Genomic DNA, 13,387 nt, shown 5'->3' with positions numbered 1-13,387 from the left:
AAAAAGAACGTCCGCTTTATAAAGCGGACGTTTCCTTTTAAATCATTCTGTAGAAACAGCTGGGTCAGCTTGTTCTTTGACTGGAACAATTTGAATGAAGTGATCTTCTGGGTTAGAGAGTAACGCACGAAGCAGATATGCCTCTTCTGTCTGTCCGTCATTTTCTAATATATCTGTATATTTACCAAGAAGCTCATTGACATCTTTTTTACCATTTTCGCTTAAACTCAAGACTGATACTTTAGCACCTTTCGCAATCCTTCTCATTATCGCTTCTGCAGTTAAGCCAACCTCTGGCTGCAGGCGGACATAAACCACGCCGCCAGTCATACCGGCACAAATCCATGGACCTGGGTCTCCTAACACTAATCCACGACCGTTCGTCATGTATTCAAAGGCAAATCCTTTAATGTTTGCATTGGCACCAATATTTCCAGTCTCTTTTTCAGGAATAGGCTGCTTCACAAAACCGCCGACAATTAAATCAGCACCAGAAAGACGAATTCCTGCACGGGCATCAGCATTACCTTGAGCGACAAGAAGACCTTTTTGTGCGCCATAACCAAAGCCTTTTCCGACAGAACCATTATAATAATTGCCATCTTTTCCTTTAGATTTCAGGATATAGATATTACCGCCAAAAGAGGTTTTACCAACTCCATCTTGACCGCCGCCGTTAACAGTGATTTCAATTCCTCCACTATTATATGCCCCTAAGCCATTACCAGGAATCGAGCCATTCTTATACTTAAGCTGGACAGGAGGGAGCTGTTGGTAGGATCCATCAAGTCTTCCGCGAACACGGTGACAAGAAACTCTGCTTGCCAGTACACGCTGTTCAGAGGTAACACTGTCAAATTCGCGAGAAGAATGTAATTGATCCACGCTGGCGTCTAAATACTCGGCACCTACAGCCACTTGCATTTGGACCTCTTGGAATGCCTTGGATTCTTCTGATTTTGTGAATTGGCTAATTTCTAATGGCTTTAATAAATACGATAGGCTAAGCTGATTTTTTCCTTTAACCTGCTCCAATAAATCAGAACGTCCAACTGCATCCTGCAAATTAGTAATACCGACAGAAGCTGCCAGAGCTTTTAATTCATTTGCAAAGGATGAAAATAGATTCATAATTCCATTCACAGCTAAGTCAAGTTGACGTGGTACAAAGCGGCGAAGTCCATGTTCCTTCGCTTGAACTTCAGATTCAATTTGAGTGGCAATTCCAACGTGACAGGTATCTAAATGACATCCACGACATGTTGTACATCCGATTGCCAGCATGGATAGAGTTCCGAAACCAACACGGTTTGCCCCAAGCAGCATAACCTTCATGACATCTAAAGCACTCTTCATTCCACCATCTGCCCACAACTCTACTTTGTTACGGAGTCCGCTTTCTAGAAGGGCATTATGGGCCGCTTTTACTCCAATTTCAACAGGAAGGCCAACATGCTGAAGCGCATGAATTCTGGCAGCACCTGTACCGCCATCAAAACCACTTAATGTAATAATATCAGCGCCTGCTTTCGCAATCCCTACAGCAATGGTTCCGATATTTGGTACAACAGGTACTTTTACAGCAATTTTTGCTTGGTCATTACCTGTTTTTAATTCTAGAATCATTTGTGCTAGATCCTCGATCGAATAAATATCATGGTTGTTTGATGGTGAAATTAAGTCTGAACCAAGTGTAGCATTTCGAGCAGCCGCAACCTTGGCGGTTACCTTAGAACCAGGTAAATGTCCGCCTTCACCAGGCTTTGCACCTTGCCCGATTTTAATTTCTAATAGATTAGAAGAATTTAAAAGCTCAGCATTTACACCAAAACGTCCAGAGGCAATCTGCTGTCCTCTAGTCTTAGGATATTTACCAAGCATATCCTTGATTTCGCCGCCTTCACCATTTAGACTGACCATGTTTAGGCGGTCAGCACCTTCTGCGTAAGCTCTAAAGGCAATCTCATTCTGTGAACCAAACGACATGGAAGAAATAATAAATGGTAAATCATGCTCACCAACTGCAATGTTCACATTTTCCGGTGAGATTGCTTGGCTGCTCTTCTTTAATTGAAGTAAATGACGAATAGTCGTCGGATTTTGCTCTTCTTGTTCACTGATTTTTTCCCGGTAAGCACTGTAATCACCAGTAGCAGCAACTTCACCTATAGCTTTCCAGATACGCGGGAAGAGGTGGAAAGTTTTCCCGACTCTTTCCTTCTCATTCTGATAATCTTCCGCTCTTGCAAAAGCATCATTCTTCATTGCTTCAAAATCATTCTCGATCTCTTTAGAGCCAAAAAAGTTAACAATATTCAACACATTGGCAATATCTTCGTGTAAGCCGATACTCGAGTATAGTCGGCCATATCCGCGAAGTTCATGAATTCCAATGGTTGATATTACTTTTTCAAGTCCTTTCGATAAAGCATTATAAAGGTTAATCAGAGGTTTGTTGTCTTCATCAAGAACAGTCATGAACATGTAGTATGGGCTGATTAAATCTGCACCTAATCCAAAAACAGTGATCATGTCATGCAGTGAACGAATGGCTGCAGAGCGCAGCACTAATGAACAATTTCTTCTTAATTCTGCCTTTACCAATGCTTGATCAACAGCAGAGGTTACTAAATGTGGATCAATCCAGTAAAAATCTTCCTGATGTGCATTTGCATCATCTAGAACAAGCAGGCTCTTTCCTGAAATAACTGCTTGAACGGCTTCATCCGAAATTCTTGTTAGAGCCGTATCAATATTCTCATCTTTCCTAAAGGATGCCGAAATAAACGCGACAAGCTTTTGCTTTTGGAAATGGTGAACGACTTGATCAAAGCTAGGCTGCCCAATGGCTTCTGAACAGCTATAACCAGCCTTGCCCTCTAGAAGAAGGGGGGTGGTTAATTCAAGAACGGTTTCTGTTTTTTCGTTACCGAATAAACCTGGACGTTTTCCAATAATCACCCGTGTAGAAAAATGTTCTGTTTCACGGTCACGGTCAATCGCCGGATTTGTAACAACGGCTACGCTTTCTTTAATATAATCCGCAATATTTTTGCGTTCTGGATTAAGAGCAGCTAGTGGTGCGTCATGCCCTAGAGATCGAATAGGCTCGACACCTTTTTCAGCCATCTGCTCGATTAATTGAATGTGATCTCTTTCCCAGCCAAATGCTTTATATTGTCCATTATGAATTTTGTCGGGATAATTCATGGTAATCGTTTTTTCTAACGATGGTACTTGTAAACGTAATCTAGAATTTTCAAGATTCAAGCGGTTGGAAAAACGGTTATAAACCTCATTTTGGAAGCGTTTCTGCTCGTAAACTTCTAATTTATCATTGTTCCACTTAAAGCCGACTTTCTCTCCAGGGGCTAAAGGCTTAGGATCGTTTACATACTCACTGGAAGGAATGATACCCGGCTCAGATGAAAATAAATAAGAAGTCTCGATTTCCAGCATCCAAAGCGGACGTAGACCGAGTGCATCTACACTAAAAACAGCTTCATCGCCATACCTAGAAATAATGCCAGCTGGACCTTGGGCAAAATGACCCCAAGCTTCACGAATATAAGTATATAAATCTTGTAAATCTTCAGAGTAGGCTTTAATTTCATTGATAATTGGCGGGAATAACAGATCCATTGCCTCGAATAACGTATACCCTTCACGGCAAATTAAGGTTTCCATTGTCCGGCTTAAATCTTGTGAGTCACTGCCATCCTTTACAAGTGGTACACCAATCATTCTTGCTTCATCACGAAGTTTGGCAATGGTATTAATTTCTCCATTGTGGCCAAGCACACTAAAAGGCTGTACTCTGAAAAAGCTGGAAAGGGTATTGGTAGAATAACGGTTATGACCAAGAGTAATAGTTGAAGCAACAATGGGACTAGCTAGATCCTTGTAGTAACGAGGAAGAATATCGCCAGCACCCATTACTTTATATACGGCATGATTTTGGCTTAGAGACGCAACATGTACATATTCATTGGTTTCTAAATCGACGATTGCTTCGAATAAGACTTTCGTTAATTCTTTCCCTGATTTTTCAGAAAGGCAGGCAAATTGCCAGAAAACAGGATTTTCTTGGATAGCAATCGGTCCTAATGCACTTGAATCGGTTACTTGATTCGTTTCAAAGATTATATCTAAATCAAAGTTTTTTAGTTTTTGAAGTAATTCTTGTTTAGTAGATAACCAGTCAGCCTTTTGGCTGATAAAAACATGACCTACCGCAAAGCTCGCTTTATCTGTATGTGATGGGTCAATACCGGCTATTTGTAATTTTTCTTTCCAGAGTGCTTTTGGGATATCAACATGAATCCCAACGCCATCACCTTCACCGTTAATGAAGCCAGCACGATGATTCATGGTTACTAAGGCATCTATGCAATCAAAAATGTTTTTTCTTGTTGGCAGCTTGCTCTTTTCGAGACAAGCGACAATTCCGCAGGCGTCGTGTTCATGCTTATGGAAATCTTTAAAAAGGGAAGGGGTCCATCTTTCATTCATATAAATTGGCTTCAGCGGAGATCCTCTAAAGCCGCTTCACCTCCTATTTATCTTTTTAATGTGAGAAATTTTGACAAATAAAGCGCAGTCCCATAGAAAAATTTGTTTTAAGAATAATAAATTAATATTATCATAAGAATTTTCAGAAATCAAATAAATATACAGAATTGTGGATAGAAAATTCAGGGAAAATTATTGTTAAAAAATGAAGAAAGGTTATAATGTAAACGTTTTCAAAGAGAGATAACAAAATAAAGAGAGTGTTAACCACTCTCTTTTAGTGCATGAAAAATGTATATTTATTCGTCTTTTAGTAGAGAAAATGCATTGTTTACCGCATGAATTGTAGCCTCAATGTCCTCTTCTGTATGAGCAATGGTTAAGAACCAGGCTTCATATTTAGAAGGGGCAAGGTTTATTCCTTGTTGCAGCATTAGCTTAAAGAACTTTCCGAACATTTCACTATCGGTTTTTTCTGCCTGCTCATAGTTTTCAATTTTTTCATTTGTAAAATAAACAGTAAGTGCACCCTTTAAACGATTGATGGTGATTTGAATATTGTGCTCTTTCGCTGCTTCCAAAATTCCTTGCTCAAGCATGGCACCTAAACGGTCGAGGTAGTCATAAACTCCCTCTTGCTTTAGTACCTCGAGACAGGCAATCCCCGAAAGAATGGAAGCTGGATTTCCAGCCATTGTTCCCGCTTGATAGGCAGGTCCTAGTGGTGCAACTCGTTCCATAATTTCCTTGCGCCCGCCATAGGCACCAATCGGCAGACCACCGCCAATAATTTTCCCTAGGGCTGTTAAATCAGGCTGGATACCTAATAGATCCTGTGCTCCGCCATACATAAAGCGGAAAGCTGTAATGACTTCATCATAGATGACAAGTGCACCCGCAGCATGAGTAAGGTCGTTGACCTGCTGTAAGAAACCAGGTTTAGGCTCAACAATCCCAAAGTTCCCGACAATCGGTTCCACTAGAACCGCAGCAATTTGACCGCCCCATTTTTCTAACGCTTCTTTAAATGGTTCAATATCATTAAATGGAACGGTAATCACTTCTTGCGCAATACTCTTTGGAACCCCAGCAGAATCAGGGGTCCCTAGTGTTGATGGGCCTGACCCGGCAGCAACCAGAACTAGGTCAGAGTGACCATGATAACAACCCGCAAACTTAATAATCTTATCTCTGCCTGTATAGGCGCGAGCAACCCGAATCGTTGTCATGACTGCTTCGGTACCTGAATTCACAAAACGAACCTTTTCTAAAAAAGGCATTGCTTCCTTCAGCATCTTTGCAAACTTTACCTCATGTGGGGTAGGAGTGCCGTAAAGAACACCACTCTCCGCAGCCTTTTTAATAGCTTCTGTAATATGTGGGTGAGCATGCCCTGTGATAATAGGACCGTAGGCAGCTAGATAATCAATATACTGATTTCCATCCACATCATAGAAATAAGCTCCTTGAGCACGCTCCATCACCACTGGGGCACCGCCACCAACGGCTTTATAAGAACGAGAGGGGCTGTTTACACCGCCAACAATATGTTTTAACGCTTCATTATGTATCCGTTCAGAATTTGTAAATTGCATTTTCTTTCCTCCTTGAAATGGATTCCTTCCTATAATAGCACTTTTTTAATCGACTTTTTATTTGTTTTACTTTTGAAAAATTTTACGCTCCTGCTGTTTTAGTATGGATTGTGGATATTTTATTGTCCAAGCTGGCATAGAATGAGACTAACTGACTCTATAGAGGTGTCCGCTAATGTTTTATTTTTTATTACCAATCGTAATCTTCTGTATTTTTATGAGTATCAGAACATTGTTTATTCCAAACGCAATAAAAGGAAAGTTTGTTTCTATTGAAAACGCTCTTTTCTTGGGGTCTATCTATTTAACTGTTATTCTCGGATTTGGACTGATCTATTTATTGTTTGAATTAAAAGGGATCTCATTACTTGTAGAAGTAAATCATGAAAATAACTATAACATCTTTGAAACAAGCTTTTATTTCAGTGCGATGACCTTATTTTCTGTCGGAAATGGGGATGTTGTTCCGCACGGCTACGGGAGAATCGTTGCCGTTGTTGAAGCTTTGATAGGCTATACGATGCCAGCAGCTTTTGTAGCTCGTGCACTAATGGACAGGGAAGTTAATGAGATTAAATAGTTGTATAGTTAATCATGTTTGGTTAGGCTTATGGAAGAGTATATTTTCCATGAGGTGATGTAGGTATGACAATAGAATTAGGCAAACAAGCTCCTGATTTTGAATTATTAGCTAGTAATGGTGAAAAAGTAAAATTGTCAGATTTTAAAGGCAAAAATGTTGTATTGTATTTTTATCCAAAGGATATGACACCAGGCTGTACAACCCAAGCATGTGATTTTAGGGATTATCACGGAGACTTTTCACAGTTAGATTCCATTATTATTGGAGTCAGCCCCGACCCGATAGAAAAACATGAAAAATTTAGAGAAAAGTATAACCTGCCTTTCTTACTTTTATTTGATGAAGATCACCGTGTTTCTGAATTGTATGAGGTTTGGAAATTAAAGAAAAATTTTGGTAAAGAGTATATGGGAATTGAAAGATCTACATTTGTCATTGATAAAGAAGGTAAAATAGCAAAAGAATGGCGAAAAGTAAAAGTAAAAGGGCATGTGGAAGAAGCTTTACAGTATGTAAAAGAGAATCTAGCATGAAGTTCCATGTCTAACACTAAAAGAGCTTTACTTCAATTGGAGTAAAGCCTTTTTGTATGCACAAAAAGTGGGGGAAATCCCCCCACAAGTCACCGATAACCGAAACTGCCTGATATTTCTTTGCTTAAATCTAATAAATATCGAGATAGTTCATTATTTTCATTTTGCGGGATAAACTCAGAAAAGCCGACAACGGTTACAGCTCCAAGGAGTTGTTTTTTATAGTTTAATACCGGAATGGAAACGGAAGACACGGAAGAGACCAGCGGTTCCCTTGCAAATGCAATTTCTTTCTTTCTTACGGATTCGCATTCACCTTCAAGCTGACTTATCTCCTCTGAAGAAATCTGTATAAATTCCTTCGCTTTCCACTCCCGAATCTTTTGATCCTCCATGAAGGCCATAAACACTTTGCCCGTTGCTGATCGAATAGGAAGAAAGGTTCCAATTTGTGCACCAATATTAAGCCCTCGATTGTTATTAAAATCTTTAACGATCATGGGACCATTTTGAGTCCAAGTGGAAAATAAAACAGTATTCGAACTCTTCACGTTTATTTCATGGAGAAAAGGTGAGACCCGGTCGATAACATTTTCTTGATCCACTGCCGCCATCCCATATTCAATTAACTTGCTTCCCAACACATATTCTCCGGTATCCTTGTTACGATAGAGGATGCCTAATTGTGTGAAGGTATTCAAATATTTATAAAGATTACTTTTTGTAATCTGTGTTAACTCTTGAATATCAGAAAATTTTATCGGCCTGCCCTGTTTGGCGATTGATTCTATAACGCTCATCCCTACTTCTAATGATTGGATGGTCGTTCCTTTTTTAATTGCTTCCATATCAAACCTCCTAAAGACCCTAATCCCTATATTTTAATAGCTAGTGTTGTAAACAATTATAGTGAATTTCTTCAAAAATGGAAAATTTTATTGCTATAGTAATAAAAAGACCTGTAAGGATGAAGGGGTTTTTCTATTAAATGGATACGAAATTACAGATAATTGACATTTCAATACCACTATTCCAGCAAAAAGGATATAAGGGTGTAGGAGTAACCGAAATCATAAAAGCATGTAATATTTCAAAAGGTTCGTTTTATCATCACTTTCCAGATGGCAAAGAAGAATTACTAATGGCTTGTCTTAAGTCAATTGACGAAACGATTACTACACATATGAAGAATATTTTCAAACAATATCCATCGACTCAAGAAGCCACCCTGGCGATGATTGACATATTAGTATCGGACTTTGAAAAAGAAGGCAGGATTGTTGTATCAACATTCACAAGCATCGTAAGCGAAATAGGTTCTCTTTTTCAAAAGAAAACGCAAATTCTATAGCTCTCATGATGATTGCTTCTATAGAAGGTGCAATAATGCTTTGTTTAACACAAAAATCAAGCCAGCCGCTAAAATATGTTGTTTGCACATCAACATGTGGATCATAATGGAGACTTTTGGAACATTTTTATTGATGGCTGGCAAGGACCAACTGGCAGGCGTTCCCTTAATCTAATCGGTCCTCAAGTCCAAGAGCTTTATGATACGACTGTGAATTTTTTTAGAACCGATTTGGAGTATCGTGCTGGTTTAGGCTGGCCAAAGGATGGATTACTTACAAATGTTAATATTACAGATGTTACAGAGAATCATTATAGTTTGGATCTAGATGGTGTGAAAATTTCATCCATCCCTGTCCCGCATACCGTTCCAACCTATGCCTATCGCTTTGATGCAGATGGGAAAAGTGTAGTGGTTTCAGGTGATTTAACTTATTCGGAGAATTTTGCATCTTTTGCAAAGTATGCAGAAATTCTTGTATTTGATGGAATGTTAACGAGTGATTTCTCATTTGTACCCGAACAAGCTCGGGAAAATTTAAAGAATGGTTTAAAGCAATCGCATGCTACCATAGAGGATCTTGCAAAAATGGCAGCAGATTCAAAAGCTAAAAAGGTGGTCTTAACCCATATTGGTCTGGGTAATGTAGATATTGAGAGTATTTCAAAAGTATTTTCAGCAAAAGGTTTTAAAAGGGGAAATTATAGCTGCTGAAGATGGGCTCGCAATTAATCCATAGATCAAAAGGGATTTGGCATCACTAAAGCATAGCCTATTTTATATAGAAGAGGCATTTGTCCAATGCAAAAGAATGCAATTTGAATATCATTTTATTAGGGCATACCTCCTCAGATAAAACTTGTTGGGTCGGTAATCGACCCTTTTTTTTATGGATTGATCGTAACCACTTTGTTTCATGTTTTATTGGCAGCCTATTAGGTGATAAAATGAAGTAAACAAATGGGGTACATATATAATAAGAAATAAACAAAATTGGGGGAAAGAATATGAAAATTTATACGAAAACGGGTGACAAAGGAACAACATCGTTGATCTATGGGCAAAGGGTCGCGAAAAATGATTTGCGTGTTGAGGCATATGGGACCTGTGATGAAACAAATTCAATGATTGGACTTGCATTAAGTTATTTAAAAGATGAATCTTTTCAAAAGAAAGAATTAATAGAGAATATGTATCATAAAATACAAACAAATCTTTTTCACGTTGGTGCGGAGCTGGCAACCCCTAAAGGAAAGGAAGTAAAGTGGTCTCTCAATGCTAGTGATGTTGAAGAAATGGAAAAGCAAATTGACGAATTAAATGAATCTCTTCCGGAACTCACTAATTTTATCCTGCCTGGAGGACATTCCGCTGGTGCAGCATTCCATGTTGCACGTACAACAGCCAGAAGAGCGGAAAGATGTGCAGTTTCATTGGGGGAAGATGTTAATTCTCTTGTATTGGCTTATTTAAATCGGCTATCAGACCTTTTATTTGTTACAGCTCGATATGTTAATCATGCTGTGGGGATAAAAGAGCAGACGTTACACCAAGAAAAATAATAACAATTACCTAATAATGATATAACAATATTGACAAAAGTATTAATTCCTTAGTAAACTAATTATAACAATTATAATTTAAGAATTTTTTTGGAATAGAGGTGCATGGCGATGAATCAGTTAAAAGAAGCGTTGGAAACCTTAAAAGAAACTGGAGTGCGTATTACTCCACAACGTCATGCGATACTTGAATATTTAATAAACTCGATGTCACATCCTACAGCAGATGATATTTATAAAGCCCTTGAAGGGAAATTCCCTAATATGAGTGTGGCAACAGTTTACAATAATTTACGAGTATTTCGTGAGGTAGGTTTAGTAAAAGAATTAACATATGGTGATGCTTCCAGTCGATTCGATTTTGTTACATCACATCATTATCATGTGATTTGTGAGAACTGCGGAAAAATCGTTGATTTCCATTATCCTGGGTTAGATGAAGTGGAACAGCTTGCTTCGCATGTTACAGGCTTTAAGGTAAATAATCATCGTATGGAGATTTACGGGACTTGTCCTGAGTGTACCAGTAAAGAAGTACATTAATATTTCAAAAAAAGCCGATTAAGATATCGGCTTTTTATTTTTTGACTTCTTATTATAGGATTCATCAAACTCTTTGCCTTCAAGATTGGGATCAAGTGTTAAAGGTTCACGGCAATACATACACATATCCACTTTCCCCAGCATTTTTGTGTGTTTCCCACAGCTTGGACATTTTACCTGTATGGTTTTAGTTGATAACATCCCGATCCAGAAGTAAACGACTGTACTTGCAATGATAAATAACAGCCCGAAAAGCATAAAGATGGTCATAATAAGTGGAGAGTTGCGAAAGTATATTCCACCATACATAACAATAAAGCCGATAAATATTAAGGATAATGCAAAACTGCGGATTTTATTAATTTTACTTGAATATTTAGCCATATTTCTCCCTCCTAGACAAACTATACCATATTTACATCTGCCGAAAAAATGTTATGTTAAAGAATGTCGAAATTTGTCTTCTGTATAAGAAGGAGATTCTTTATTACTGTCGAACATATAGTTATCGAGAAAAATGGAGGAATGAGGATGAAAGACATTCTTCGGCCCATATATCAGGAACGGGCTAGTCAATCCAATACACTTGGTGTATTGATGATAGAAAAAAGACATAAATCAAGCCATACCACAGACACCTTTGATGTAATTCTCTTAATCATAGTAAAAGAGGGAGAACAGCCGTTATCAATAAAGCATTATACTTATAACGACAGCAAGGCAGCAATGCATATTATAACAGAGGCGCAATTAAAAGATTGGCTTTTATTAGGAACGAATCGAAAAATATTTGAATGGCTGCATACTGCAAAAATTTTATTTGACCGTAATGAGTACATTGAAAATCTTAAAACAGAGCTCCGTGAATTTCCGTTTAATGGACGAAAAATTAAAATGGGGTTAGAATTTGCGAAATTAATTAGAAGGTATGTCGATGGAAAGGCCCTCTTTGAAAATAAACAATACCTTGACGCCTATAATTATGTTGTTCATTCGCTTCACCACTTAGCGCGGCTAGCCGTAATTGAAAATGGTCTTCATCCTGAATTAACGGTTTGGCAGCAGGTTAAACAGATAGAACCCGAAATAGTAAAATTATATGAAGAGCTTGTAAACAGTGAAGAGCCAATTGAAAAAAGGCTGGAGTTATTATTTTTGGCCAGCGAGTTTATGATACATTCTCGTACGAAAGTTGGCTGTGCTCATCTGCTAGAAGTTCTAAGTACGAAAGAATGCTGGTCTTTCAATGAGATCCAGAATGATAACGAGTTGATCCCTTATTCTGTTGATTTGGCCGTCCTAATTGAGTATCTAATTGAAAAAGGGTTAATTGATGTTGTTAGTCTAGAAACAAAGGGACATGGTATTTATCATCGATGTTACCAGGTAAGTAAAAAGTTATTGTAAAAAATAATAAAAACTATTGACCTTTTTTGAGATACTTGGTATATTAATAACCGTCGCTGCGAACGAATGAAATAACGTTATCGCGGGTGACGGTTTTCTTTTTTTATTAAAATAATATTGACACTGTGAAATGATTTGTGTTATATTATAAAAGTCGCTTACGAGCGATAGTGATAATTGCTCTTTGAAAACTAAACAAACAAGAACGTCAACAAAAAATATTAGTTTCTTCTATAGAAACTAGCCAACGTAACAAAATGAGCTAATCAACTTTCTTGGAGAGTTTGATCCTGGCTCAGGACGAACGCTGGCGGCGTGCCTAATACATGCAAGTCGAGCGAATCTTAAGGTGCTTGCACCTTTTGGTTAGCGGCGGACGGGTGAGTAACACGTGGGCAACCTGCCTGTAAGACTGGGATAACTTCGGGAAACCGGAGCTAATACCGGATAATCCTTTTCCTCTCATGAGGAAAAGCTGAAAGTCGGTTTCGGCTGACACTTACAGATGGGCCCGCGGCGCATTAGCTAGTTGGTGAGGTAACGGCTCACCAAGGCGACGATGCGTAGCCGACCTGAGAGGGTGATCGGCCACACTGGGACTGAGACACGGCCCAGACTCCTACGGGAGGCAGCAGTAGGGAATCTTCCGCAATGGACGAAAGTCTGACGGAGCAACGCCGCGTGAGCGATGAAGGCCTTCGGGTCGTAAAGCTCTGTTGTTAGGGAAGAACAAGTACCGGAGTAACTGCCGGTACCTTGACGGTACCTAACCAGAAAGCCACGGCTAACTACGTGCCAGCAGCCGCGGTAATACGTAGGTGGCAAGCGTTGTCCGGAATTATTGGGCGTAAAGCGCGCGCAGGCGGTCCTTTAAGTCTGATGTGAAAGCCCACGGCTCAACCGTGGAGGGTCATTGGAAACTGGGGGACTTGAGTACAGAAGAGGAAAGCGGAATTCCACGTGTAGCGGTGAAATGCGTAGAGATGTGGAGGAACACCAGTGGCGAAGGCGGCTTTCTGGTCTGTAACTGACGCTGAGGCGCGAAAGCGTGGGGAGCAAACAGGATTAGATACCCTGGTAGTCCACGCCGTAAACGATGAGTGCTAAGTGTTAGAGGGTTTCCGCCCTTTAGTGCTGCAGCTAACGCATTAAGCACTCCGCCTGGGGAGTACGGCCGCAAGGCTGAAACTCAAAGGAATTGACGGGGGCCCGCACAAGCGGTGGAGCATGTGGTTTAATTCGAAGCAACGCGAAGAACCTTACCAGGTCTTGACATCCTCTGACACTCCTAGAGATAGGAC

12 protein-coding genes and 1 rRNA gene are annotated in these 13,387 nt (G+C 39.4%); 9 read left to right on the top strand and 4 right to left on the bottom strand.

Annotated elements, in window-relative coordinates:
• Nucleotides 1–42: 42 nt before the first annotated feature.
• Nucleotides 43–4,512 (bottom strand): glutamate synthase-related protein, encoded by a 4,470-nt coding sequence (locus ACIQAA_RS04710; protein ID WP_402615656.1) that lies wholly within the window; start codon nt 4,510–4,512, stop codon nt 43–45.
• A 299-nt stretch (nt 4,513–4,811) separates the two neighbouring features.
• Nucleotides 4,812–6,107, bottom strand: a complete 1,296-nt coding sequence (locus tag ACIQAA_RS04705; RefSeq protein WP_402615653.1) for a glutamate-1-semialdehyde 2,1-aminomutase — start codon at nt 6,105–6,107, stop codon at nt 4,812–4,814.
• 175 nt (nt 6,108–6,282) lie between these two features.
• Between ACIQAA_RS04705 and ACIQAA_RS04700 the strand changes: the two genes are divergently transcribed.
• Both ACIQAA_RS04700 and bcp read left to right on the top strand, forming a co-directional pair.
• Nucleotides 6,283–6,687 carry an ion channel gene (locus ACIQAA_RS04700; protein ID WP_402615650.1) on the top strand — a complete coding sequence of 135 codons (405 nt, stop codon included), beginning with the start codon at nt 6,283–6,285 and terminating at the stop codon, nt 6,685–6,687.
• Between the two features lie 65 nt (nt 6,688–6,752).
• On the top strand, nt 6,753–7,223 hold the full coding sequence (bcp, locus tag ACIQAA_RS04695) for a thioredoxin-dependent thiol peroxidase (protein ID WP_402615648.1): 471 nt from the start codon (nt 6,753–6,755) through the stop codon (nt 7,221–7,223).
• An 89-nt stretch (nt 7,224–7,312) separates the two neighbouring features.
• Here the strand turns inward: bcp and ACIQAA_RS04690 are convergent, their stop codons facing one another.
• Nucleotides 7,313–8,071 carry an IclR family transcriptional regulator gene (locus tag ACIQAA_RS04690; protein WP_402615645.1) on the bottom strand — a complete coding sequence of 253 codons (759 nt, stop codon included), beginning with the start codon at nt 8,069–8,071 and terminating at the stop codon, nt 7,313–7,315.
• A 140-nt stretch (nt 8,072–8,211) separates the two neighbouring features.
• Here ACIQAA_RS04690 and ACIQAA_RS04685 point away from each other — a divergent pair, with 140 nt between their 5' ends.
• The 5 genes from ACIQAA_RS04685 to perR all read left to right on the top strand — a co-directional run bounded on the left by ACIQAA_RS04685 (nt 8,212) and on the right by perR (nt 10,679).
• Complete coding sequence (locus ACIQAA_RS04685) at nt 8,212–8,574, top strand: TetR/AcrR family transcriptional regulator (protein ID WP_402615642.1); 363 nt, start codon at nt 8,212–8,214, stop codon at nt 8,572–8,574.
• A gap of 5 nt (nt 8,575–8,579) precedes the next feature.
• Nucleotides 8,580–8,681 (top strand): LmrA/YxaF family transcription factor, encoded by a 102-nt coding sequence (locus ACIQAA_RS04680; RefSeq protein WP_402615639.1) that lies wholly within the window; start codon nt 8,580–8,582, stop codon nt 8,679–8,681.
• A complete protein-coding gene (locus tag ACIQAA_RS04675; protein ID WP_402615636.1) occupies nt 8,650–9,288 on the top strand; it encodes an MBL fold metallo-hydrolase in 639 nt (212 codons plus the stop codon). Before ACIQAA_RS04680 ends, ACIQAA_RS04675 begins: the two co-directional genes overlap by 32 nt.
• Nucleotides 9,289–9,581: 293 nt before the next feature.
• On the top strand, nt 9,582–10,136 hold the full coding sequence (locus ACIQAA_RS04670; RefSeq protein ID WP_402615633.1) for a cob(I)yrinic acid a,c-diamide adenosyltransferase: 555 nt from the start codon (nt 9,582–9,584) through the stop codon (nt 10,134–10,136).
• Between the two features lie 105 nt (nt 10,137–10,241).
• Complete coding sequence (gene perR / locus ACIQAA_RS04665; RefSeq protein WP_179602546.1) at nt 10,242–10,679, top strand: peroxide-responsive transcriptional repressor PerR; 438 nt, start codon at nt 10,242–10,244, stop codon at nt 10,677–10,679.
• 18 nt (nt 10,680–10,697) lie between these two features.
• Here perR and ACIQAA_RS04660 read toward each other — a convergent pair whose 3' ends face one another.
• Nucleotides 10,698–11,063, bottom strand: coding sequence for a YgzB family protein (locus ACIQAA_RS04660; protein WP_283863911.1), 366 nt, complete (start codon nt 11,061–11,063; stop codon nt 10,698–10,700).
• 147 nt (nt 11,064–11,210) lie between these two features.
• On the opposite strand from ACIQAA_RS04660, the gene ACIQAA_RS04655 reads away from it, so the two are divergent.
• Together ACIQAA_RS04655 and ACIQAA_RS04650 are read left to right on the top strand one after the other, a co-directional pair.
• Nucleotides 11,211–12,086, top strand: a complete 876-nt coding sequence (locus ACIQAA_RS04655) for a nucleotidyltransferase-like protein (protein ID WP_402615629.1) — start codon at nt 11,211–11,213, stop codon at nt 12,084–12,086.
• Between the two features lie 272 nt (nt 12,087–12,358).
• Nucleotides 12,359–13,387, top strand: a 16S ribosomal RNA gene (locus tag ACIQAA_RS04650); the annotation flags it as partial.

Source organism: Neobacillus sp. NPDC093182 (genome assembly GCF_044754045.1).
The sequence above is the reverse complement of the archived record's forward strand: the minus strand, read 5'-3'. Positions and strand labels throughout refer to the sequence as shown.